Source organism: Marinitoga lauensis, from assembly GCF_004135675.1.
In the GTDB taxonomy this organism is placed as follows: Bacteria; Thermotogota; Thermotogae; order Petrotogales; family Petrotogaceae; genus Marinitoga; species Marinitoga lauensis.
Genome location: NZ_QHLX01000006.1, coordinates 1 through 24,694, shown reverse-complemented (window position 1 = coordinate 24,694; position 24,694 = coordinate 1). Strand labels below are relative to the sequence as shown.

At 27.5% G+C, this 24,694-nt stretch carries 24 protein-coding genes, 2 tRNA genes and 6 pseudogenes; 26 read left to right on the top strand and 6 right to left on the bottom strand.

Annotated elements, in window-relative coordinates; all coding sequences use genetic code 11:
• Positions 1-18: 18 nt before the first annotated feature.
• Together DJ007_RS20420 and DJ007_RS10805 are read right to left on the bottom strand one after the other, a co-directional pair.
• Positions 19-84, bottom strand: a pseudogene (locus DJ007_RS20420) (hypothetical protein); the annotation flags it as partial.
• On the bottom strand, positions 81-509 hold the full coding sequence (locus DJ007_RS10805) for a hypothetical protein (RefSeq protein ID WP_129409563.1): 429 nt from the start codon (positions 507-509) through the stop codon (positions 81-83). The gene DJ007_RS10805 and the pseudogene DJ007_RS20420, both read right to left, overlap by 4 nt.
• A 123-nt stretch (positions 510-632) precedes the next feature.
• Between DJ007_RS10805 and DJ007_RS20860 the strand changes: the two genes are divergently transcribed.
• The 10 genes from DJ007_RS20860 (at position 633) to DJ007_RS10760 (ending at position 7,296) form a co-directional block, all read left to right on the top strand.
• Positions 633-800 (top strand): acylphosphatase, encoded by a 168-nt coding sequence (locus DJ007_RS20860; protein ID WP_129409562.1) that lies wholly within the window; start codon positions 633-635, stop codon positions 798-800.
• A complete protein-coding gene (locus DJ007_RS20855; protein WP_165974126.1) occupies positions 764-904 on the top strand; it encodes a hypothetical protein in 141 nt (46 codons plus the stop codon). Before DJ007_RS20860 ends, DJ007_RS20855 begins: the two co-directional genes overlap by 37 nt.
• Before the next feature lie 34 nt (positions 905-938).
• Entirely contained in the window at positions 939-1,802 is an 864-nt protein-coding gene (locus DJ007_RS10795) for an alkaline phosphatase family protein (protein ID WP_129409561.1), read from the top strand.
• 46 nt (positions 1,803-1,848) lie between these two features.
• Positions 1,849-2,160, top strand: coding sequence for a hypothetical protein (locus DJ007_RS10790; RefSeq protein WP_129409560.1), 312 nt, complete (start codon positions 1,849-1,851; stop codon positions 2,158-2,160).
• Between the two features lie 1,289 nt (positions 2,161-3,449).
• Positions 3,450-3,521, top strand: a tRNA-OTHER gene (locus DJ007_RS10785).
• A gap of 101 nt (positions 3,522-3,622) precedes the next feature.
• Positions 3,623-5,581, top strand: a complete 1,959-nt coding sequence (locus DJ007_RS10780; RefSeq protein ID WP_165974129.1) for an LVIVD repeat-containing protein — start codon at positions 3,623-3,625, stop codon at positions 5,579-5,581.
• Positions 5,582-5,672: 91 nt separating this feature from the next.
• Positions 5,673-6,233 (top strand): RNA polymerase sigma factor, encoded by a 561-nt coding sequence (locus DJ007_RS10775; RefSeq protein WP_129409558.1) that lies wholly within the window; start codon positions 5,673-5,675, stop codon positions 6,231-6,233.
• The gene (locus DJ007_RS10770) at positions 6,230-6,439 is read left to right on the top strand and encodes a hypothetical protein (RefSeq protein WP_129409557.1); all 210 of its coding nucleotides are present in this window, start codon (positions 6,230-6,232) and stop codon (positions 6,437-6,439) included. Before DJ007_RS10775 ends, DJ007_RS10770 begins: the two co-directional genes overlap by 4 nt.
• Before the next feature lies 1 nt (position 6,440).
• Positions 6,441-6,902, top strand: a complete 462-nt coding sequence (locus DJ007_RS10765) for a SoxR reducing system RseC family protein (RefSeq protein WP_129409556.1) — start codon at positions 6,441-6,443, stop codon at positions 6,900-6,902.
• Positions 6,895-7,296, top strand: coding sequence for a GIY-YIG nuclease family protein (locus tag DJ007_RS10760; protein ID WP_129409555.1), 402 nt, complete (start codon positions 6,895-6,897; stop codon positions 7,294-7,296). Before DJ007_RS10765 ends, DJ007_RS10760 begins: the two co-directional genes overlap by 8 nt.
• A gap of 29 nt (positions 7,297-7,325) precedes the next feature.
• Here DJ007_RS10760 and DJ007_RS10755 read toward each other — a convergent pair whose 3' ends face one another.
• A complete protein-coding gene (locus DJ007_RS10755) occupies positions 7,326-8,570 on the bottom strand; it encodes an MFS transporter (RefSeq protein WP_129409554.1) in 1,245 nt (414 codons plus the stop codon).
• A 227-nt stretch (positions 8,571-8,797) separates the two neighbouring features.
• Between DJ007_RS10755 and DJ007_RS10750 the strand changes: the two genes are divergently transcribed.
• From DJ007_RS10750 to DJ007_RS10715, 8 genes and pseudogenes are all read left to right on the top strand, one after another.
• A complete protein-coding gene (locus DJ007_RS10750) occupies positions 8,798-9,307 on the top strand; it encodes a rubrerythrin family protein (protein WP_129409553.1) in 510 nt (169 codons plus the stop codon).
• Positions 9,308-9,318: 11 nt separating this feature from the next.
• Positions 9,319-9,675 carry a class II SORL domain-containing protein gene (locus tag DJ007_RS10745; RefSeq protein WP_129409552.1) on the top strand — a complete coding sequence of 119 codons (357 nt, stop codon included), beginning with the start codon at positions 9,319-9,321 and terminating at the stop codon, positions 9,673-9,675.
• Between the two features lie 210 nt (positions 9,676-9,885).
• On the top strand, positions 9,886-10,134 hold the full coding sequence (locus DJ007_RS10740; protein ID WP_129409551.1) for a TM1266 family iron-only hydrogenase system putative regulator: 249 nt from the start codon (positions 9,886-9,888) through the stop codon (positions 10,132-10,134).
• Positions 10,135-10,143: 9 nt separating this feature from the next.
• A pseudogene (gene hydG / locus DJ007_RS20410) lies at positions 10,144-11,561 on the top strand ([FeFe] hydrogenase H-cluster radical SAM maturase HydG).
• 3 nt (positions 11,562-11,564) lie between these two features.
• Positions 11,565-12,665, top strand: coding sequence for a [FeFe] hydrogenase H-cluster radical SAM maturase HydE (gene hydE, locus DJ007_RS10730; RefSeq protein ID WP_129409550.1), 1,101 nt, complete (start codon positions 11,565-11,567; stop codon positions 12,663-12,665).
• Between the two features lies 1 nt (position 12,666).
• Positions 12,667-13,875: a [FeFe] hydrogenase H-cluster maturation GTPase HydF gene (gene hydF, locus DJ007_RS10725; RefSeq protein WP_129409549.1), complete on the top strand. Its 1,209-nt coding sequence runs from the start codon at positions 12,667-12,669 to the stop codon at positions 13,873-13,875.
• 2 nt (positions 13,876-13,877) lie between these two features.
• Positions 13,878-15,247 (top strand): annotated as a pseudogene (locus DJ007_RS10720) (aspartate ammonia-lyase).
• A gap of 254 nt (positions 15,248-15,501) precedes the next feature.
• On the top strand, positions 15,502-15,930 hold the full coding sequence (locus DJ007_RS10715) for a hypothetical protein (RefSeq protein WP_129409548.1): 429 nt from the start codon (positions 15,502-15,504) through the stop codon (positions 15,928-15,930).
• A 23-nt stretch (positions 15,931-15,953) separates the two neighbouring features.
• Here DJ007_RS10715 and DJ007_RS10710 read toward each other — a convergent pair whose 3' ends face one another.
• The 3 genes from DJ007_RS10710 to DJ007_RS10705 form a co-directional block, all read right to left on the bottom strand.
• Complete coding sequence (locus DJ007_RS10710) at positions 15,954-17,273, bottom strand: hypothetical protein (RefSeq protein ID WP_129409547.1); 1,320 nt, start codon at positions 17,271-17,273, stop codon at positions 15,954-15,956.
• Between the two features lie 122 nt (positions 17,274-17,395).
• A complete protein-coding gene (locus DJ007_RS14820; RefSeq protein WP_165974128.1) occupies positions 17,396-17,539 on the bottom strand; it encodes a hypothetical protein in 144 nt (47 codons plus the stop codon).
• Between the two features lie 490 nt (positions 17,540-18,029).
• Positions 18,030-18,106, bottom strand: a tRNA-Ile gene (locus DJ007_RS10705).
• 76 nt (positions 18,107-18,182) lie between these two features.
• On the opposite strand from DJ007_RS10705, the gene DJ007_RS10700 reads away from it, so the two are divergent.
• From DJ007_RS10700 to DJ007_RS20405, 8 genes and pseudogenes are all read left to right on the top strand, one after another.
• On the top strand, positions 18,183-18,392 hold the full coding sequence (locus DJ007_RS10700) for a hypothetical protein (protein ID WP_129409546.1): 210 nt from the start codon (positions 18,183-18,185) through the stop codon (positions 18,390-18,392).
• A gap of 119 nt (positions 18,393-18,511) precedes the next feature.
• Positions 18,512-19,023 (top strand): annotated as a pseudogene (locus DJ007_RS10695) (adenine phosphoribosyltransferase).
• A gap of 37 nt (positions 19,024-19,060) precedes the next feature.
• Positions 19,061-20,427 (top strand): annotated as a pseudogene (locus DJ007_RS10690) (glucose-6-phosphate isomerase).
• Positions 20,424-20,987, top strand: coding sequence for a dephospho-CoA kinase (gene coaE / locus DJ007_RS10685; RefSeq protein ID WP_129409545.1), 564 nt, complete (start codon positions 20,424-20,426; stop codon positions 20,985-20,987). The pseudogene DJ007_RS10690 and the gene coaE overlap by 4 nt, the downstream one beginning before the upstream one ends.
• A 67-nt stretch (positions 20,988-21,054) precedes the next feature.
• Positions 21,055-21,522: a type 2 periplasmic-binding domain-containing protein gene (locus DJ007_RS18015; RefSeq protein WP_240739529.1), complete on the top strand. Its 468-nt coding sequence runs from the start codon at positions 21,055-21,057 to the stop codon at positions 21,520-21,522.
• Positions 21,459-22,349 (top strand): extracellular solute-binding protein, encoded by an 891-nt coding sequence (locus DJ007_RS10680; protein WP_240739528.1) that lies wholly within the window; start codon positions 21,459-21,461, stop codon positions 22,347-22,349. Before DJ007_RS18015 ends, DJ007_RS10680 begins: the two co-directional genes overlap by 64 nt.
• Positions 22,350-22,972: 623 nt before the next feature.
• Positions 22,973-23,548 carry a TetR/AcrR family transcriptional regulator gene (locus tag DJ007_RS10675; protein ID WP_165974127.1) on the top strand — a complete coding sequence of 192 codons (576 nt, stop codon included), beginning with the start codon at positions 22,973-22,975 and terminating at the stop codon, positions 23,546-23,548.
• Between the two features lie 173 nt (positions 23,549-23,721).
• Positions 23,722-24,659 (top strand): annotated as a pseudogene (locus DJ007_RS20405) (inorganic phosphate transporter).
• Positions 24,660-24,694: the final 35 nt, after the last annotated feature.

Sequence of the window (24,694 nt, the reverse complement as noted above, 5' to 3'; positions counted from 1 at the left end):
TTTTGAATAAATAGCTAATCCTTTAATTCCATCAGCAACATATAAGTAATTATCTGAAAATTCAAAATCAAAAGTTTCGCCTATAGAATTAATTCTTGTTTTTTGATTACTTTATCTTCGGTTATTTTAAATGGGATAATTTCACTGTTATATACAGATACATATATTATTTTATCGTATTGTTTTATTTGAGTAGGATAATTTTTTAAAGTGAACATTTGAGATTTATGAGTTTTTAAATTGATAAAATAAACTTTGTTTGACTTTAAACCAATTACCATAAAAGTGTTATTTGTATAAAAAGAAGTAACCCTAGAATCAAAAAACACCGGTACATTTTTTATGTCTAATATATTAGGATATGAAGCTATTAATTTTGGAACTACCGGATTTTCAAAATTAATTAGACTAACACCCTCTTCGTAACTATTGATAAACAAAGATTGGTTTGCTATTATTAATACAGCAAACAATAAAAATACTGCTAAGAAGTATGATTTTATTTTCATATTTAAATACTTCCCCTTTCAAAATTTTATTTTCTTATCTATAGTATACCAGAAAAAGACTAAAATTTGACGATATAAGATTAAAAATGGTAAAATAAAATAAAACAAATAAGGAGTGAAAGAATGGTAGCAAAAAGGTATAGAATATATGGAAGAGTTCAGGGAGTAGGGTTTAGATGGTTTGTGAATAAAATTGCCGAATCTCTTGGATTGAATGGATATGTGATGAATATGCCAGACGGAAGTGTTGAAATATGGGCAGAAGGGAAACAGAAAAGCACGAAATATTAAAAGAATATTTAATTAAAGGAAATGGTTTTTCAGATGTTGAGAATATTGAAGAAGAAATTGTATCCCTGAGGGATATACATATTTTCAAATTAAATATTAGATAAAAAATAATAGTTTAATTGAAAGCAGGTGTAATATATGTGGGAAGATATCTTTAAAAAGATCTATGAAAATAAAATCGAAGGATTGGGCATTTTACCGCATTATGAAGAGTATTCTATATTGAATATTGCAAATTGGATTATTGAAAATTTTGGTGGAGTTCCTTTTTATAAATCGTATCCATTGCCTTTTAAAGGAAAAAAACATGTGGTTTTATTTTTAGTTGATGCAATGAGTTATAATACATTCAAATTGGTATTAAAAGAGAAAAAAAATGAATTTAAATTTTTAGGAAGGAATCAATTTTTTCCGGCTACTTCAATATTTCCTTCTACTACAGCCAATGCAATTACAACTTTTATGACAGCAAAGCCACCAGCTGAACATGGCATTTTAGGTTATATATTATTTTTAAAAGAATTGGGTGCATTAGTTAATATGATAGAATTTTCGCCATTATTTGGTGGAAAAGGAATTTTTGAACCTTATTTAGTAAATGATATATTAGAAGTTGAAACGATAAATGAGGTTTTAGGAAAACTTGGTGTTAAAACATTTACTCATACGCATTCTGATATAGTTGGAAGTGGATTAAGTAAAATTCATAATAAAGGGAGCAATATAAAAGGATATAAATCATTAGTTGAGATGTTTGGTATGGTATATGATAAACTTATTGATTTTATAAATAAGGATGAAAGATCATTTCAATTTTCATATTATGGTTATGTTGATGGCATAGGACATAAGTATGGCGCTAAAGATTATAAATATAAGGCACAAATATATTGGTTTTTGAAAATGTTGGAGAATGAATTTTTGGAAAAAATAAATGATAAAATATTGAAAGATACAGTAATAATAATTACTGCAGATCACGGTATGTTAGAATCCCATTGACAAAAGAAATAAGATTTTCTAATGAAAATGAAATATCAAAACACTTATGGATTCCACCGGGTGGAGAAATGAGAATGATGTATTTTTATACAAAAAACAAAAAGGATTTTATGATTTTTTTAATTCAAATTATAGAGATTATGGAAACCTTATTGATATTGTAGAAGCAGAAAAGATAAATTTATTTGGTGCTAAATTAAATCCAAGATATAAAGAAAGAGTTGGAGATTATATTATGATTTCAAAGAGTAATTATAGTTTTGTGTATAAATATGGTGGTTCGTTTGTTCATCTGAAAGGGAAACATGGTGGATTATCTTTTCATGAAATGATCGTGCCTGTTATATTTTTTGGATAAAATATATGTCAATATTAAAAGTATTAAAGATGTAAATCCAATAAATATAAATATGTTTGTAGATAATTTTGCATTAAAGAAAAAAGAAAATATTGAAGAACAAATGCCTCCAAGTGAGATCATAAAAAACATTGATTTTATAACGATGTAATAATTTTGTGAATCAAAAAAAGTTAAACTATATACTAAAAGGATATTCCAGATTATAATTTGAATGGTTATATTTAACGATAAAAAATAAGTTATTTGGATTTCAGAAAAGACAAAAATGCTTATAAAAGAAATAAATATTAATAGTAAATTTAAAGAAAAAATCAAAAAAATTTTATTGAATTTATCATATAAATATATTGATGCAAGATAACCAAATATTATGGTAATTGAGAACAGTATTAAATAAAAATGTACAGTGATATATTTTGGGGAAAAATGAGCGAATAAATTTTTTATATTCATCATTAAGATATAATAATTATTTCCAATAATAAAATATATAAACATGAATAAATATAACAATGATTTTTTTCCTTTCGAGAGTGATTTTAACTCTAAATTTGAAATATTTTCAATTTCTGGTAAAAAACTGAGTAGAATAATAATAAATACTCCAGATAAAAGAATAAAAAAAGCAAATTTCCACCCTAAAAAAGGCACGAAAAAGTAAGTAAAAAGAGCTGCAAATAAAATACCGAACGCCTTTCCCCATTCTAAAGATATATTTTTTATGTTTAATTTTGTTTTATAAAAATAATAATAAATGCTGAGGTATCCAAAAAGATAACCGAATCCTATTCCTGAAATAAATCTAATAATAAGAAAATAAATATAATTTTTTATAAAAAAATTAAAAAAATTTACAATAATTGAAAATAAAAGAAATGAATAAAAGAGCTTTTTGTTTTTAATTTTATAATGTGAAATATATACACCAAAACACATTCCCGCAAAAATTGGAATATTTAATAAAGATATCATGTTTAAATTAAGATTAAAATAGTCCTGTAGTTCTGTAGAAACAAAACCTTGAATGATTACACCATAAGATATATAAACAAAAACAAGGAAAATTATGGGAAGTAAAAGATATCCCAATGCCTTTATTCTCATTTTATTAGAACGTTCATTCATATTATTCACTCCAATTTTAGTTATGTGATAATCAATATTTATTTTTGATAGAACTAAAAATACAACATTTGACGTAATTATATAATGTTAAAAAATAATTGTCAAATCATATAAATAATCTATTGACTGATAATATAAAATATGATATAATAATGTGCAGTTCGGGCGTGGCGCAGATGGGAGCGCGTTTGCATGGGCGCAAAAGGTCGCTGGTTCAAGTCCAGTCGCCCGACCAAAGCCAACCTTATTTGGTTGGCTTTTTTTATATGAATTAGGAAAGAGAATTTTATTTGTAGAATAACAGATTGAATAAGATAATACAGAGGTGATGGGTTTGAAATTAAAATTTATAATACTTGCAATATCAGCATTTATAGTTGTAATGACAGGAGTTGTCATTTTACCTATTATATATAAAAATGAACCGCCATCAATACCAGATTTATATACTCCTAAAAATGGAGCTGTTGGTATTCCTGTAAATACAGTATTTACATGGAATGCAACAGATCCTGATGGAGATACATTAACATATGATTTATACTTATCCACAGATAGGTATAATCTCACACCTATTGCGTCGAATTTGACAGAAACCTCTTTTACCAAAATTTTAAAATACAATAAAACTTATTATTGGAAAGTAGTGGCAAAGGATAAAAAACATAAAACAGATAGTGATATATGGCTTTTTAGTACAGAAAATGCAATACCATTAAAGCCACATTCACCTAAACCGTCAGATGGAGAAATCAATGTTCCGTTAATAACAACATTAAACTGGCAATGTGAAGATCTTGATGGAGATAAGATATTTTATGATGTTTATTTAGGACGTTCTATAGATACTATGAAACCTATAGCTACAGGAATGGAAGCAACTTCTATTGAGGTTAACTTAAAAGAAGATGCAAGATATTATTGGAAAGTAGTGGCAAAAGATGGGCACGGCGGAATTAGATATGGTGAAATATGGGCTTTTCAAACAAAATCGGTAAAAGAACTTGGGAAGCCATTTAATCCAACACCTACAAATGGAGCAACAAATTTAGAAACAAAAATTACTTTAGAGTGGAAGTATGAAGGAAAAGAAGCATTATTTGATATTTATCTTGGACTTGATCCAAAAGATATGACTTTAGTAGCACAAAATTTAGGATATCAATTTTATGATATATCAGTTGATTATGGGAAAGATTATTACTGGAAAGTAGTGGCAAAATCAGGGAATGAAAAGAAAGAAAGCTCTATATGGAATTTCTCTACAAAAAAATTATTAATAAAGGAAGAAATTTCCGAACCATCAACGGAACTAACAGTTGAAAGTAGTGTTATATCTATAGAGCCTACAATAACAACAGAAATTACACCAACAATTTATTTGGAAGAAACTATAAAAACAAATAAAAAATATATTTATACTACAGGTAGTGGAATTGGCATGTATATTATAGATGTTACAGATCCTGAAAATCCTAAAATTATAAATCATGTATATACTGAAGGATGGGCTGTCGGATTATATGTAAGAGACAAGCATGCATATATAGCTGATTGGATAAATGGAGTAGTTGTTGCTGATGTTAGCGATGTAAAAAAACCTGAAAAAATAGCAAAACTTAAGACATTTGGAAAAGTATATTCTATTTTTGTAAAAGATAATATAGCGTATATTCTTGAAGGAAATTCTGGTATGGAAGTTGTAAAGATCAATAAAGATTATTCATTAAAGACTATGAGTTATCTTGAATTAAGGGGTTCATCTGGAAGAATATTTGTTGAGGATAATTATGCATACGTACCAATGGGATATGATGGTTTTGTAATAGTTGATGTTTCAGACCCTAAAATACCGAAATTGCTAAGTTATTATGATGCAGAAGGATTTGCATATAATGTATTTGTAAAAGATAATATAGCTTATCTTGCTGATGGTGGAAAAGGATTAAAAATAGTAAATGTGAAAGATAAAAAACATCCTAAATTGATTTCTAAATTAGATATAAATTCAAAATGGGGAAGGGTTTTCCTAGATAATAATATAGTTTTTTATTCAGAAGGAGAAAATGGATTTTCCCTGATCGATGTATCTGATAAATCGAATCCAATATTGTTATCTACTATTGATACAAAGGGTTTTTGTTATGGAGGATATATTAGAGAGAATTATTTGTATGTTGCAGATGGAGAAAATGGACTTCTTATATACGATATTTCAGATCCACAAAATCCTGTATTACTATCTAATTTAAAAAATTTATATTTACAAAACATAATTTTAGAAGTTAAATAAATTTGAACAAAATATAATAATTACAGTCTAAAGCAATGTAACAGCCTCTTTTGTGGTATAATAAAAAAAAACCACAAAGAGGTGATTTTTCTTGAATGAAAAAAGATTAATTGAAAAGTTAAAAAAGAAAGATAAAGAGGCATTTGAAGAATTATACAATCAATATGCACCTAAAATATATGTAACGCTGAAAAGATTTGTTGATTTGAGTGAAATAGAAGATGCGTTACAAGAGGTCTTTTTTAAGATATTTAAGGGTATACACACATTTAGAGGAGATTCAAAATTATCTACCTGGATATATCAGATTACTATTAATGTTGGAAAAGATTATATTCGTAAGAAAAAGAAGAATGTTGTTGAGAATATAGATTTAACGGAGAATTATACAGAAGGAATAGGGATACAGCCTGAGGCAGATGTTAATGTTTCAAATGAAGTGTTAGATGAAATGGAAATGGATAAAATAACTAAAATTATGGAAAGGTTGTCTGAAGAGGATAGGATTTTAATAAAATTAAGAGATATAGACGGTTTAAGTTATGATGAAATTGCAGAAAAATTGAATAAACCATTAGGAAGTGTAAAAAGTCGTTTGCATTATGCAAGAAAAAAGTTCCAAAAGTTATTAAAGGAGGAGAACCTCGCATGATTGATGAAAAAAAATATGATTTATTAAATAAAGTTCTGGATGGAGAATATATGGAACAGATAGATAAATCATTAGAAAAGGAAGTTGAAAAATATAAAACATATATAAAAGCATATTTCCTTTCTCAGGAAAGTTATGCTATTATTAATAAATGCAAAAAAACAATAATTTCAAAAATTATTATCGATATAGATATGGAGGAATAATATGAGAGAAGTTTTTATTGTTAATTCTGTAGATGAAAAAAAGGTTAGTTTGATAAGTACGAGAAGTTCAAGTTGCGAAAGTTGTGCGTTGAATGGTGCTTGTAATTTAACAGGAAGTAATAGCGAAAGAGTAATGGGAATTGAAATAGAACAGTTTGAGAAAACACCTGAGATTGGAGATTATGTAATAGTTGAGATTCCTGATTTTTCCGCATCTAAAATTTCTTTTATAATTTATGGATTCCCTCTATTATCCTTTTTAGTTTTTTTATTAATAGCATATTTTATTACGAAAAATGATATGCAGGCATTTTTATTCGGAGTTTTAGGATTAGGTGGAGCATATGGAATTATAGCTTACTTAGACAGAACCGTATTTAAGAAAAAATATAAACCATCAGTTGTAGAAGTATTGAAAAAGAAAAATAATTTAAATTTAAAATTGGGAATACTTAATGAATAAAGGCAGTTATATATTATTAATAGAAATAGAAAAAAGTGTGAATTTAAGTATTTCTAAGAAAAAATCAAATATTGAAAAAGGGCTATATGCCTATTGTGGTTCTGCAATGAAAAATTTAATTCAAAGAGTAAATAGGCATATGAATTTTAAAAATGGAAAATATAAAAAACACTGGCATATAGACAATCTTTTAGAAATAGGTAATATAAAACAGATATTTCTTTTTCCGAGTGCAAATAGAATGGAAGAAGAAATATCTGTTTTATTATCTAAATATTTTAAATCAATTAAAGGTTTTGGAGCTACAGATTTGAAAGTTGAATCTAATTTGTTTTTTATCGATGATATAACAAAATTTGGAAAAATATTAAAAATAATAAATGATAAATTATAATTTTAGCTTTCAGCTGAAATTATTTGTAATTATTTTTTCTTATTTCTGGTTATAAAAGAAAGGTTAAATAGCAGCATAAGGGATGAAATTATTATAATGGCAATACCAACATTGTATTTATCTGCAAAATAACCGATAGTTGGTGCTATAACAGCTGCTAAAATAGTTTTTAATTGTGATTCAACAGATAAAACTGAGGCTAAAATATTGCTATTAATATTTTCGGAAATATAAGCAACGCCTATAGGTCTCCTTAGGTTTTCTATTAAGTATATACCCATATAGAAAAGGATGGAAACAGTTAACCAGTTATGATTATATGAAAAACCACTAATTATACCAAAAAGAAATCCTAAATTCATTGTAATTATTAAAGGTGTAAAATGGTTTTTGAATTTCTCTGAAAACCTTCCAGAGTTTCTGGAAAAGAAAGAGGTTAAAAAATAAATTATAGAATAAACAATACCTATGACTATAGCTGAACGTTTTTCGTTTTCTAAATAAACAAAAACAGGTAAAGATAAAGCAAAAGAATTTAATACTGGTTGAAGAAAGTCTTTAACTGCTGAATGATAACCACTATATGAAGTAGTTAACATAATACTTCGAAACAAACTAAGATTTTTAAAAGCTAATTTGAACTCACCTAATACTGTAATAAACGATTTTTTAAGAGTTTTCATATTTAGTTTTTTTAATTCTCCATCTAATTCTTTTGGATATGTAAGCATTAATATAAGATCTAAAATATATGGTATTATTGAAGCCAGGAATATAATTTGATAATTTCCAGAATAAAAAACTATACCGGCAGCTAACAAAGATGATATAGCAGATCCCAATTGAGAACAGGAGCGTGTATTACCATAATAATGAACCTTCAAATTAGTCCAGCCTTTAATTTTCAAATATTCTAATATCATAGCTTTATGAGTCCCGGACCTGAAAGCATCGCCTATGGCATATAATACCATGGAAAAGGCGAACAAATAAAAACTTTTTGAAATATAAAAAATAAAGAAAGATACAATATAATTTGAAAAAGAAAATACCATAGAACGCCGTCTTCCAATAGTATCTGCAATGATTCCTGTTGGAATTTCAAAAATATTTGTAGCTACTTTCATAATAGAGTATAAAACTCCTATTTGAAGATAAGTTAATCCTTTTTCAAGGAAAAATAATATCAGAAATGGTTCAAAAAATCGAAGATTTTTTAAAAATCCATATGCACAAAATTTATAAAATTGCAAATCCTTGTATTTTTTGTCCATTATATCCTCCTTTTATAGTTAAGTTTATAATACCGTAGTAATTATAACATAAATAATTGTTGTAGATAATATACAAAACAAAAATCTCAAATTAATCTTTGCATACATTATTTTTTATTTTGTTTTGTAAAAAATATTAAAAATACTCGTAACTTTATTTTAAAGAAAAAACTATAGAATTTTTTTGTAATAATTCTAATTTTAAAATCTTTTTAGGGGGTGGAACTATGGTTAAGAAAGAAATGACAAGAAAATTTTTAGAAGATGCATTTTGTGGGGAATCCAAAGCTCATATGAAATATTCTATTTATGCAGAAGATGCAGAAGCACAAGGAAAAAAGAATTTAGCAAGATTGTGGAAAGCTATAGCTTATGCTGAGTTTGTTCATGCAAGAAATCATTTTAAAGCATTGGGATATTTAGGTGCAGTTGATGCTAATTTAGAGGATTCAGCAGCAGGAGAACATTTCGAAATTGAAGAAATGTATCCTGTATATAAAAATGCATCTGAATTTCAGGAAGAAAAAGAGGCAGTAAGAAGTGCACATTTTGCATTAGAAGCTGAGAAAATTCATGAAAAAATGTATAATGATGCAAGAGAATATTTGAAGTCAAATGAAGATTTAGAAGATAAAAAAATATTTATATGCGCGATTTGTGGGTATACAACATTTGATGAAGTGCCTGAAAAATGTCCTGTATGTGGGGCTCCAGCAGACAAATTTAAAGAATTTTGAGGAGGGAAAGCATGAAATTAGGAGATGTAATTAAAAGTGCAGATTTCAAAAATGAGAAACATGTTCCTGTAATAGATGCTCCAGAAAAAGTGAAATCTGGGGAATTATTTAAGGTTGAAGTTCAGGTAGGAAAGGATATTCCACATCCTAACACTGTAGAACATCATATTGCCTGGATAGATTTATATGTTCATTACGAAGGTAATCCAAATACTATTCATTTAGGAAGATTTGAATTTGGTCCATCAGTTACAGAACCACATGTAATTACTCATATAAAACTTGATAAAAAAGGAACATTAATTGCTCATTCTTATTGTAATATACACGGTTTATGGGAATCAGAAAAAGAAATAGACGTTGAATAAAATAAGCGGGCGATTAGCTCGCTTATTTTATTGCGTTTAATATTTTTTAATTTTTAATATTTTTGTAAAATGATAATGTTATAATAATCACAAATAAAGTGAATAAATTCTCCTGAGGTGAAGGGAAAAATCCTGACATCAAGGGAGGGGAGATATGAGGAATAATGATATTCCCCTTCCTTGGGTCATTAAAAGGAAGGGGGTTTTTTTATGGAAGAAAAAATTAGCACTATTTCTATTGTGGTTTATAACAGAGAAATAGCTTACCAAAAAGTAAGTGATATTTTACACGATTATGGTAAGAAGATTCTTCTAAGAGTAGGATACCCAATGAAAGAGAAAGGCATAGCAATAATATTTTTAGTTGTTGAAATGACAACTGATGAATTAGGAGCTTTATCAGGTAAGTTAGGTCAGGTTGAATCTGTCAAAGTAAAAACAAATACTTTAAAGATATGAGGTGAGATTATGATGTATTTTATTAAAGATAATGATAATTTAAAATCTTTTATTCCACAACAGACTATATTTGATTTATTAGAAAAAACAAAAAATCCTGATCCTGTAAAAGTCAGAGAAATTATACAAAAGTCTTTGGATAAAAATAGATTAGAACCAGAAGAAATGGCCATATTATTAAATGTTGAAGATAAAGAATTACTCGAAGAAGTTTTTGAGGGAGCAAGAGAGCTAAAGAGAAAAATATATGGTAATAGAATAGTATTATTTGCTCCATTGTATATAGGTAATGAATGTATAAACAACTGTCAATATTGCGGGTTTAGGATTACAAATAAAACAATTGAAAGAAGAAGTTTATCGTTAGATGAAGTTGTTGAAGAAGTGAAAGCATTGGAGAATAAAGGACATAAAAGACTGATAGTGGTTTTTGGAGAACACCCGAAATATGATGCGAAATTTATGACAGAAACAATTAAAACTATATATAATACAAAGTCTGGTAAAGGGAAATAAGAAGAGTTAATGTTAACGCTGCTCCTCAGACTGTAGAAGATTATAAATTATTTAAAGAAGTAGGAATAGGAACATTTCAAATCTTTCAGGAAACTTATCATTATGAAACATATAAAAAATATCATTTAAGTGGTCCAAAGTCTAATTACTATTGGAGATTATATGGATTAGATAGAGCATTTCAAGCTGGATTGGATGATGTTGGAATAGGTGCATTATTTGGTTTATATAATTGGAAATTCGAAGCAATGGGTTTATTATATCACACAATACATTTTGAGGAAAGATTTAATGTAGGCCCGCATACAATATCCTTCCCAAGGATGGAACCTGCATTGGATACACCTCTTGCTGAAAGACCACCATATGCAGTTTCTGATGATGAATTCAAAAAATTAGTGGCAATATTAAGATTGAGCGTTCCTTATACGGGTTTGATATTAACAGCAAGAGAACCTGTAGAAATAAGGAATGAAGTAATGAAGTTTGGGGTCTCACAAATAGATGGTGGGTCTTCAATTGGTGTTGGAAGTTACCATGAAACAGATGATGAAAAAATTAAAAGAAGTCAGTTTTTGTTAGGCGATAATAGAACTCTGGATCAGATAATTGAAGAATTGGCTGAAGAAGGATATTTACCATCATTTTGTACAGGATGTTATAGATTAGGAAGAACAGGGGAGCATTTCATGGAATTTGCAATACCTGGATTTGTTAAAAGATTTTGTACACCTAATGCGATATTGACATTTTTAGAATATATAGAAGATTATGCACCAGAAAAGACAAAAATAATAGGTATAAAAAGAATAGAAGAAGAATTGAAAAATATGAATAATAATCCTTTAAAAGAACAATTACTTGAAAAAATAAAAAAGGTTAAAGAAGGCGAAAGAGATCTTTATTTTTAGGCGGTGATAGATATTTCAAAGAGAATAGAGAGATTAAAAGCAAGATTAATTGACTTAAAAGAAGAAATGCCAGAGGAAATAAATAAAGTGATTGACTATTTTTTAAAACATATGACTTTGAATTATGAAAAAGTGTTATGGATACTTTCTTTAAATGAAAAGGGATTAAAAGATAAAATATATAAAGTAGCAGATGTAGTAAACAAAACATTAAACACAGATATTATTACTTTAAAAGGAGTAATTGAATTTAGCAATTATTGTAAGAAAAACTGTTATTATTGTGGAATCAGGGCTCAAAATGATAAAATAAAAAGGTATAGAATACCTGTGGATGAAATTTTTGAAATAGCTAAAAATGGAGTGAAGAGTGGGTTAACAACAATAATTTTGCAGTCAGGTGAAGACGATTATTATAGTGATGAGGATATGGAAAGGTTAATATACAAAATTCATCATGAACTTAAAACAGCAGTCTCTATTTCTATTGGTGAAAGAAGTAAAGAAGCATATGAACGGTTTAGAAAAGCAGGTGCTTCAAAGGTTTTGTTAAAACACGAGACAATAAATAGAAAAATATTTGAAAATATACATCCAGATAAAGATTATGATTTAAGAATAGAATTGCTTGATTATCTTGTAAAATTAGGATATATAACTGGTTCTGGTAATATAATAGGATTACCTGATCAAACATTGGAGGATATAGCGAAAGATATAATCTTTATGAAAGAACATAATATTAAAATGATAGGTATAGGTCCTTTTATTTCTACGTATAATACGCCTTTAGAAAATCTGGAAAATGGTTCAGCAGAGTTAACATTAAATGCATATGCAGCAACAAGGTTAACGATACCATTTGCGCAAATGCCGGCCACAACAGCACTGGGCACTATAGACAGAGATTATCAATTTAAAGCTTTAAATTGTGGGTGTAATGTAATTATGGTTAATTTAACGCCTGATGAATATCGGGAAAATTACAATATATATGATGAAAAAATAAAAGTTGATTTATTGGGAACAGCACAAAAAATATTGGATATGGGATTAAAAATTCCTCCATATACACTGAGAAATTTATTTATTAAGGAGGCATAATATGGCTTCTCCGGTGAAAGGTTATAGAAAATATATAGCAATAACAGGAAAAAGGAATGTAGGGAAATCAACTTTAATAAATACTATTTTGAATCAGGACATTGCTATTGTGAGCAATATGCCTGGAACTACAACGGATCCAGTTTATAGAACAATGGAATTAGTTCCATTTGGACCGGTTACTATTGTAGATACACCAGGAATAGATGATGAGGGATCAGTTGGAGAAAAAAGGATTAAAAAGGCTACAAAAGCCTTATATAAAGCTGATATAGCCTTGTTAGTTGTAACAGATATAATTTCCAATTATGAAAGAGAATTAATCAATAATTTTAAAAAATTGGATATTCCATTTCTAATAGTCATAAATAAAATTGATGAAATAAAAAATATAGAAAAAATAAAAGAAACATGTTTGGAATATACAAATGAAATAATAGAAATTTCAGCAAAGGAAAAAAAGAATATTGAGAAATTAAAAGAGAAAATGGTAAAAATACTTCCTAAAGAAGAGGAAATTCCATTAATAGCAGACCTGATAGAACCTGGACAATTGATTATGTTAGTCGTTCCAATAGATCTTGGAGCTCCGAAAGGCAGATTGATAATGCCGCAGGTAACTGCAATTAGGGAGATATTAGATAGGGAAGCAGTAGCAATTGTTACTAAAGAAAGGGAGTTAAGGCATACAATAGAAAAGTTAAATCAAAAACCAGACCTTGTTGTAACCGATTCACAGAGCGTTATGAAAGTTGTTTCAGATATAGATTTTGATATTCCATTAACTACGTTTTCAATTTTGGAAGCGCGTCATAAAGGAGACCTACAGGTTCTTGTTGACGGAATAAAAGCTATTGAAAATTTAAGAGAAAATGATAAGGTTATTATTATGGAAGGATGCTCTCATCGACCGTTAACTGAAGATATAGGAAGAATTAAAATACCGAGATGGTTGACAAACCATTTAGGTATAAAATTAAATATAGATTTTTTTGCTGGAACCGAATTTCCAGATTATGAAATAGTAAAAGATGCTAAGTTAATTATACATTGCGGAGGTTGCACATTGACCAGAAAAAGTATGTTAAGAAGAATACACATATCAAAAATGTATAATATACCTATTGTGAATTATGGTGTAATTATATCTTATTTGCATGGAGTATTAGATAGGGCTCTTGAAATTTTTCCGGAGTTGAAGAAGGTGTAAAAATGAGAGTAGAAAAAGATTTTATAGGTGAAGTTAAATTACCTGATGATGTATATTATGGGATACATACATATAGGGCATTGAAAAATTTTCCTAAAACAGGGGAAATCATAAATGAAAGTTTTATATGGGCAATGTTTATGATAAAGAAATCAGCAGCGTTATTGAATTATGAATTAGGATATATTGATAAAAAGATTTGTGATGCCATAGTAAATGCATGTGATGAATGGGAAATTTTAAAAAAGGAAATTGTAGTGGATCCATTAAGTGGTGGTGCAGGAACATCAATTAATATGAATGTTAATGAAGTTGTTGCTAATAAAGCTACTGAATTCTTAGAAGGGAAAAAATCAGAATATATAGTTAAACCATTGGAACATGTCAATTTACATCAGTCGACAAATGATGTATTTCCAACAGCGGGAAAAATTGCTATTATAAAGGAGTTAAGAGAATTAATTGAAAATATAATTAAATTGCAGGATGAAATACAAAAAAAAGAAAAAGAATTTATCGGTATAAAGAAGATTGGTAGAACGCAATTAATGAATGCAGTTCCCATTTTGTTAGGACAAGAATTTGGTGCATGGGCTGATGCATTGAGTAGGGATAGATGGAGATTATATAAAGTTGAGGAAAGAATAAGAAGTGTTAATATAGGTGGAACAGCTATAGGAACAGGAATTGCAGCTCCAAAACAATATATTTTAAAAATAGCAAGTAAAGTCAGAGAAATAACCAGGATTGGAATAGCTAAAGCAGAGAATTTAATAGATAATACACAAAATTTAGATGTATTTTCTGAAGTTAGTGGTTTATTGAAATCTCTTGCTGTAAATTTAATAAAAATATCTAATGATATTAGATTATTGGTTCTAATGCAATTCATGAAATAATATTACCTAAATTGCAAGCAGGGAGTTCTATAATGCCGGGAAAGGTAAATCCTGTTATTCCAGAATATGTAATACAACTTTCTTTAAGTGTAACTTCATTTGATAATATAATAACTCATGCATCAAGTCAGGGAAATTTTGAGTTAAATCATCTTACTCCTGCGATAATTCATTACACGTTAAAATCAATAGATTTTTTGAAAAAAGCATCCTATTCTTTAATGAATTATATAAAATTAATAGAAGCAGATATAAATAAATGCGAAGAAAATTTACTCAAATCATTTACAATAATTACACCTTTAATAGATATTTTAGGTTATACAGAAGTATCTCAAGAATTAAAGAAAAATAATTATGACCTTGAAAAAACACTTTTATCACTATCTGAAAAACATAATTTAAATTATAAAGAAATGATAAAAAAAATTAAATCAAACAAATCTGCAGGATTAGGTTATATTATAAAATAAGCCTGGATTATTTGTCCAGGCTATTTTAAATATATAGTTTGATTTGGGAAATTATATTCTATATCATTATTCTTTGAAAACTCTCCTAAGATTTCTTCAACCTAAAATTTTTTATTTAAATTTGAATTTGTTTTTTGTATGTCTTAATTATAACATAAAAAGATAAATAAAGTTATTCTTAATGAAATAAATGAAACTATAATTTAAAAAACAATTTATATAATTCTCTAAGAAAGAGAAAGGGAGGTTACAAAATGCAAGTATCATTGGATCAACTTATAAATGTGATTATGGCAAAATTAGAAGGTTTGGAAATGTCGGTAGAAGATTTAAAGTTTAGAACAAATATAGCTTTAAGGGTATTATACAAGAGTGAATTACTTACAGAAGAAAATTTAATAGAAGCTATAAAAGATGAATTTAAAGCACATACAGAATTGGAAGGAAAAGGGGTGGAATTACCTGAAGAAAAAGCAAAAGAAATGTCTAAAGATATTTTAAACTGGATTAAAATTGATTTAGAAGAAATGAAGAAAAAAATGAAAGAATATGAAGAGCAATTAAAGCAATTGATGCAACAAGCAGAAACACCAGATATTAGTGTAGCGCCTCCAGATTTATTAAATCAATTGGATCAGATGAAAAAAACAAATAATAAAGGAAATAGTGGATTGATATTTTAAAAAGCTCGCAGCTGTGCGAGCTTTTATTTTATATTAGGATTTCCGGTATGTTGAACATTAAATTTATATTGGTTAATAGGATTGTCGTCGACATCGAGAATTGTTATTACACCATTTGAAGATGCACTATATAAAAAGCCATTTTTATCCATAGACAAATTTGTTGAATATCCCAGACGAAATTCTTTTTCTATTTTTCCAGTATTTTTATTAATGAATAAAATCTTATGTGCTAAGTTATTAAGAATAATATACTTATTTGTTAAAATACCAACTCCTGGAACATATCCAACTTTGGTTTTCCAGAGCACTTTCCCATTTTTTAGAGAGTAAAGATATAAATCTTTTGAAGCAAGATAAATAATGCGAGTATTGTTATCAATTAATGGAAAAGAATATGGAATATCACTCATTTTATAAGAATATAATAAATTTCCATTTTTATCAAGTACTGTGAAAGTTTTATTAGGGCCATTAATATATATATTATTATCAATATCTATATTATAAAAATCTGTTCTCCCTTTCAAAGAAATTTCAAAAATAATATTAAAATTTCTATCCAATTTTTTTAGGTTACCGTTAATATCTAAATCTATAATATTTCCTTCATAATCTATTAAAGGACTTCTTTTAGATGTTTTTGTATTAAGGGATGAAACAATATTTTCTTTTTCCATAAGATGAAGATAATTACTCCATAAGTGTATTAAATATTGATTTTTATTTAAAACAGTTATGCCTGAATAGAGATTTGAAATATTAATTTTTCCTATTTTTTTAGAATTTAAATCTACGATTATTAAATTTTTTCTAAAAGTTGAAATATAAATGTTATTATTATAAATTACAGGGAAGTCAAATGAATATGAGCCTATATTATATTTATTTATAATTTTTCCAGAATAGGATAGTTCATATAAATTTTTGGAATAGCCAGATACGTATAATTTTTCATTATATACAGAAATTCCACTGTAAAAAACATCAGATAAAATAAATAAATTTATTATAGAATTTGAAATAAATTTGATATCCGGATCTTCTATAACTATATTATCTAAGATGATTTTATTATTTTTAATTTCATAATCATCTAAAAAATAGTTTTTATTATTAACATTAAGTCTGAAGATTTTTTTTGATTTAATTTTTAAAGGAGTAAAAGAATGATTTTTTAAAAATAAAATATTATTTTTTGGAATTTGGATGGAAAAATTATATATATAAAAATTAAATAAAGAATTTTTTATAAATACAGAATCATAAAAGAAATAATCACCATTGATTAAATAAAGAATATTTTTATTTTCGCTTGAAATATTTGGCCTAAAAGATGACAATATAGCTTCTGGAGGTAAAGTTAAAATACCATAATCTGTTTTTATTTTCCAGAGTTTATCAGAAATGATTTCGAGAGGAGTAAAATGAAATCTTCCAAAATTAGTAGCCAGAATATTTGATTCTATTCTTTTTTTGATACGATAATCTTTAAATCTTTTTTTGAAATTCTATATATTTTTTCTAAATTTTTAAAAACAAAATAATCACGTTCTATTTTTTCCAGCGCACCTTTAAATGTATAATTATTTACTAATGAAAAAAACATATTTTCTTTTTCATCTTGATTGAATTCAATATTTTTAATCTCCTGAATTGGTAATTTGAAAACTTTTTATCAATCTTAAAAAAAAGTTGTGTATTGTTCATTGAAAGAAATTCGCCATTTAAAATTTCGTCTGAGAAAGACACTATTTTAATTCCAAATAGAATCGTTAAGTTTATCAGGAGTAAAACAAATATCAATATTTTTTTCATACTAATCCTCCTTTTATTAATATATCACCTGATTAATTAATATTATATCATAGCTATATATAAAAATGAAGTATAATATCAAAAGTTAAATTTATTAGCAGGGGAAGAAAGTGAAATTTAATTTAAGATTCAATTACATATTCGTGAATTAAGATAAGCAAGAATATTTGTGCGATTGAAGAGTTAAAAATTTAACATTAAAAACAAAAAAACTTGACAAAAAAATAAAATATATTAAAATATTAAAAGAGAATAAAAAAACGGGTAATAATACCCCGCATTGGTGGGCTCGGGTGGATTCGAACCACCGACCTCCCGGTTATGAGCCGGAAGCTCTCACCAACTGAGCTACGAGCCCAAACAACTTAAGCGATTAGATTATAACATCTAATTTTATTTTTGTCAAGTGTTTTTTTGAAGGGAGTGATAAAAAAATGAAAACATTAGATGTTAAAAGTAAAGAAAATTTTAATAATACAGATCCAATTAAAATAACATTAAATAAATACCCAAGAGTTCTTGTGCTGAAAGCTGCATTTGAAACGCTAAAAGAGGGAAATAAAGTAACATTAGTAGAATTAGAAAGAAAAATAGTATTATTTTTGAATTATTCATATAATCTTAATAAAAAAAGATCTCACTAAAATATTAGTGGGATCTTTTTTTGTTTTATTATGTTTTTTTGTATTTGAGAATAGGTTATTGTTTTTTAAAAAAAATATGGTAAAATAATCCTGTCAATAAAATCGAAGGAGGAAAAAAAATGAACTTTGAAAAGTATATTAGAGATATTCCTGACTTTCCAAAACCAGGTATTATATTTAAAGATATTACGCCTTTATTGGCAACACCAGAAGCTTTTAGAGAAGTAATAGATGTTATGGCTGAAAAAGTAAAAGATTTAGATTTTGACACGATATTAGTTCCAGAAGCTAGAGGTTTTTTATTTGGTTCAGCATTAGCTTATAAATTAGGGAAAAAATTAGTTCCAGTAAGAAAGCCAGGAAAACTTCCTTATGATGTTGTAGAAGTATCTTATTCTTTAGAATATGGTGAAGCTAAGATACAAATGCATAAAGATGCATTAGCAAAAGGTGAAAAAGTTTTAATTGTGGATGATGTATTAGCCACAGGGGAACAATAAAAGCAATAGAAACTTTAGTAAAAAAATTAGAGGCAGAAGTTTCTGGCGTTTTATGTTTAATTGAATTGAGCTTTTTGAATCCACGTGAAAAATTATCTGAAGTTAAAGTAGAAAGTGTATTGGTATATTAATTTTTCACTTTAAATTTTAGTGAATGGGAGGGGTAATATGAAAGGAATAAAATTTGATTTTACAAATATGTTTTATCCCAATATTGAAAAAGGAATAAAATATGAAGAAATAAATGAATATAAAGAAAAGATAGAAAAAATAATCTCTGAAATTTTAGAGGAAGAACCAGGTTTTTTGAAACTTCTTAAAAATACAAAATATTTAGATAAAATATTGGACATTCAGGAATGGATTCAATCGTTTGAAAACTTTGTAGTGTTAGGTATAGGGGTTCAGCGTTAGGCAATATTGCTTTACAAACAACATTAAATCCTTTAAATTATAATTATACGAAGAGCAGAAAAACCCCAAAAATATTTATTGTGGATAATGTGGATCCGGATTTTGTTGCATCTGTTTTAGACCAGATAGATCCACATACTACATTGTTCAATGTTATATCAAAATCTGGAACGACAGCAGAAGCTATGTCTAATTATTTAATAGCAAGAGGTATAATAGAAAGTTATGGGTTGGATCCTAAAAAGCATATAATATTTACAACTGATCCGAAAAATGGTATTTTAAGAAAAATTGCTCAGGAAGAGGGAATAGAAACTTTAGAAATTCCACCTGAAGTAGGTGGAAGATTTAGCGTTTTAACTCCGGTGGGATTATTATCTGCATTGGCAGGTGGTATAGATATAATTGATTTATTAAATGGTGCAAAAGCCATGTTTGAAAAAGTATCAAATAAAAATATATATGAAAATCCTGCAGCATTAAATGCTTTACTTCATTTTCTTTATTATAAAAAAGGTTATAACATATCAGTAATGATGCCATATTCCAATAAATTGTTATTATTAGCTGATTGGTATAGGCAATTATGGGCAGAGAGTTTAGGAAAAAAATACAATATAAATGGAGAAGTTGTAAATGTTGGTCAAACACCTGTAAAAGCATTAGGAGCCACCGATCAGCATTCTCAAGTTCAGTTATATAATGAAGGACCAGATGATAAAATTATTACATTTATTAAATTAGAAAAGTTTGAAAGGGATATAAAAATTCCTAAAATACATGAAGAGTATTCTGCATTATCTTATTTAGGTGGAAAGACGTTATCAGAGTTGTTGAATACTGAATTATTTGGAACAGAATATGCTTTAACAGAGCATGGAAAGCCAAATATGAAAGTAATCTTTCCAGAAATTAATGCTTTTAATGTTGGTCAATTTTTCTTTGTATACGAATTTCAAACAGCGATAATGGGTAAATTATTAGAGATAAATGCATACGATCAGCCGGGAGTAGAATTGGGTAAAAAGGTTACTTATGCTTTAATGGGAAGAGAAGGATATGAAGAATTTTCTAAAGAAGTAAAAGAAAAAGTAGAAAAAAAGGAAAAGTTTATACTATGAAAATAGTAGGCATAACAGGATATGCTGGTAGTGGAAAAAGTACAATAGCCAGGATTCTCAGGGATGTTGGCTATGTTGTTATAGATTTGGATATTGAGGGGCATGAAATACTTAAAGAAGAAGAAGCTAAAAATAAATTGGAAAATTTTTTTGGTAAGGATATTTTTGAAAACGATGAAATAAGAAGAGATAAATTAGCAAAAATTGTGTTTGAAAATAAAAATAAATTAGAATTATTAAATTCAATATTACATCCAATGATAAAAAAAAGGGTGAAAAGAAAAATAGAAAATATGGATGAAGAAATAATTTTTATTGATGGTGCCTTAATTGAAAAAATAGGGTTGGATGAAATCTGTGATTATATTATTTTTATAGATTCCTCAGAAGAGAAAAGGTTAGAACGTCTTGTAAAATTGCGAAAAATACCTTTTGAAAAAGCAAAAAATATCATAAATTCTCAAAGGAATATAAAGTATAAATATAACTTTAAAATAGTTAATAATAATGGATTAGATGCAATTAAAAAAGAATTATTAAAAATACTTAAAAAAATTTAATTTGATTTTACATCATTTTATGTAGTATAATATTATGTTAAACAAATCTATTCAGGAGGTGTTATCGGTGAAGAAACTACTTTTGGTAACATTGTTGTTGTTTGTTATGGTTTTTTCTTTTGGTGAAAAAATTAAAGTGGAATTTTGGCATGCCATGGGTGGGGGACATGGAAAGGCATTAGAAGAATTAGTAGCAGCATTTAATAGAGAAAATCCTTATGTTGAAATTGTTCCAGTTTATGTAGGAAATTATGGTGCATTATCGAGAAAATTATTGAGTACAGTTGTTGCTTATAATGAAGGTACAAGAGATAATTTACCAGTTATAGCACAAGCATATTCAAACTGGACATCAAAATACTTACAAAGTAAAGGAATAGTAGAACCATTAAATAAGTTTATTTACGGTGATTCTGAATTCAAAGAAGTATGGGAAAATCAAATATACAAAGTATTTAAAGATATGTGTACATGGGAGATACAATTTATTCAATACCATTTAATAAAAGTGTGTATACCAATTATTATAATGTAGATTTATTCGACTTATACGGAGTAGAACCGCCAAAAACATTAGATGAATTATATGATGTTGCAAAACAATTAACAGAAGATATTGACGGTGATGGTCAAATTGATCAATACGGTTTAGGTTTTAGAACAACAGTTGATGACTTCCAAACATTCTTGTATGCAATGAATGGAAAAGTATTGGAATATGCAGGAAATGGAAAATGGAAAATTGTATTAGATAAAGAAACAACAATAAAAACATTAAACTTTATGCACAAATTAAAAGCAGACGAAGTAGCTTTTGTTCAAGGTGGATACTTAAATGATCCATTTGGTAATGGACAAATTGCCATGTACATGGGAACAATAGCAGGAAAACCATATGTGGAAAAATCAATAAAAGGGAAATATGAATGGACATGGGCTCCATTACCATCAGTAGATGGAGTACCACATTCACCAATAGCAGGAACAGATTTAATAATGTTTGCATGGGCAGATAAAGCACAAAAACAGGCAGCATGGATGTTTATGAAATTCTTATTAGATAAAGTAAATCAAGCTTATTGGGCAGTAAACACAGGATATGTACCGGTTAGAAAAGATGTAGTTGAAACTTCACAATGGAAGTCATATGTTGCAAATGATGAAAAACCAACAATAGCCTTAAATTCATTAAAAACAGCAGTTCCTGATCCAAAACCAGCAGCATGGTATGACATTAGAAATGCTTTGGGAACAATCACAAGTGATTTCTTATATGATAAAATTACAGCTGAAGATGCCTATAATAGAATGATTGAAGAAATAAAGAATTTATTGGTTGAAAATGAAGAATTAGCTGAATAATATTTATAAAATGAGGTGCGAAAGCACCTCAACTTTTGTTTCGCAAAAACTCTTCACTTCGTGAAGGGTTTTTGGAATAAAAATTATTATTAAATAATATTTAATCTAAAATCTTCCTCTCTGAGGAAGATTTTTTTCGCTTCGTAAAAAAATTCTCTTTTATTTACTGGCTCTGTTAGCAAAACTAAGTCTTATTATATTAGAATTTAATTATTCAGTATTTTATAATTTTTTACTACAATTAAATTTAATATTTTTTATCCGCTGAGTTGATTTAAATTCAATCTATTTCTTTTTATTTTTTACCTTTTCTTACATTTCCTTTTTTTCTTTTGTTATTTCTCCAGAATTTCTTTTATTTTTCCCATCCCATCTCTTCGTGTAATATGTTATTAACTTCTTTCATCTCTTTTTTACTTCCTGCTGGACGCTATTTTTGAAGAGTCCATAAATAAAAGATTTAAGGTTATTTTTTTATTGTAATAAAAAAACCAAAACCCTTTCGCGCAGCGAAGAAATTTTGTTACAAAAAATTAACTGATAAAATATATCGGGTGATTTGACAATGATATAAAATGATGATATAATTTGTTTATAAAATGATAAAAAGGAGGTTAATTTTTATGGCAAGAAGGCCAAACCCAACTTTAAGAGCAAAAAGAAAAGAAAATTTAATGGATTCTATAATAAAAATTATAACCGAAGAATCAATAGCAGAAGCAACCACAAGGCATATTTCAGAAATGTCCAATTTAACAATTGCATCGTTACATTATTATTTTGGTTCAAAAGACGGTGCTCTTGTTGCCACAGGAGAAAGTATTTTAGAAGATTGGATAAATGAAATTTTTAAAAAACGAACATTGACAGCAGAAGAAAAAATAAGAAGGATTTATAGTCCCCCAAAGTATATGATCGCTTTTTCTCAAATATTAACATATCCTTTCAGACAAAAAGAGGTTTCCAGGAAAGCCAGACTTTTAGATATGAATTTTACCAATACTATAAAAGAATTTTTAAAAATGCATGAAATTGGACTTGAAAATATTGAGGATAATTCTGAATTGATAAAAACATTTTTGATAGGGTTGAGTTTTAAGATAATTGTTAACCCGGATATATTGGATACCGAACTTACAAATCTTAAAAACTTTTTCAATAAAAAAGAAGAATTACCAGATATTAAAGGATTTAAATGAGGAATTTTTATATTCCTCATTTTTTTTAATAAAACGAAGTATTACTACTATATTTAAATTTAAATATTTGTAATCTATTCTTAGTGAATATTTTCAGCTTTTTTAAAAAGAGAAAAATATTATAAAATATAATACTATAAATATTTCTGAGTCATAGCAAAGAAGGTGGTTTGATGTTTTTTTATTTATTACCGGCTATATTTTTTGGATGGTCCTTAGGAGCAAATGATGCTGCTAATATATTTGGAACAGCAGTTTCAAATAGGATAGTTAAATATAGAATAGCTACAATAATATCTGCGATTTTTATCCTATTAGGTGCAGTTATGGGGGGAGCAAAAGGAATAGAAACAATTAGCAGTGTTACCACGCAAAATATGCTTTCGGGCTCTATATCAGTATTATCTGCGGCTTTAACAATGACAATTATGATATCTATAGGTATTCCTGTATCTTCTTCTCAAGCAATAGTGGGTTCTATAATATCTGTTGGTTTGATTAAAGGTGGAGTACAATGGGGAATTATATTAAAATTAATTTTAGCGTGGATAGGTACTCCAATTGGTGGAATAATATTTGGATTTGTATATTATAAGTTTCTTTCTATCCCTTTAATAAAATAAAGTCAATATATGCTAAAGAAAGATTTATACAAATAGCTACAATAATTGTAAGTGCATATGGTGCTTATTCATTAGGGGCAAACAATGTTGCAAATATAACAGGTGTTTTTGCAAAAACGATTGGAGTAAGTACAGCAGCATTGGTAGGAGGATTGGCAATTGCTTTTGGAGGATTAACTTTTAGTCAGAAAATTATGATGACAGTAGGAAAACAAATAATAGATCTTGATTATTTCTCAGCAGCTATTGCTGTATTAGGTGAAGCAACAACTGTTTGGATTTATGCTTTATTGGGGATTCCTGTTTCTGTTTCTCAGGCGACAGTGGGAGCTGTTATAGGTGCTGGATACGCAAGAGGATCGAAACTAACAAATAAAAAAATATTATTAAAAATATTAAGTGCATGGGTAAATACACCTATTTCTTCTGGATTAATAACATTTTTAATATATTTCATATTAGAAAATATGTTTAAAATGAGTATATAAATATAAATAGGAATTTTCAATTAAGAAGGTGATTT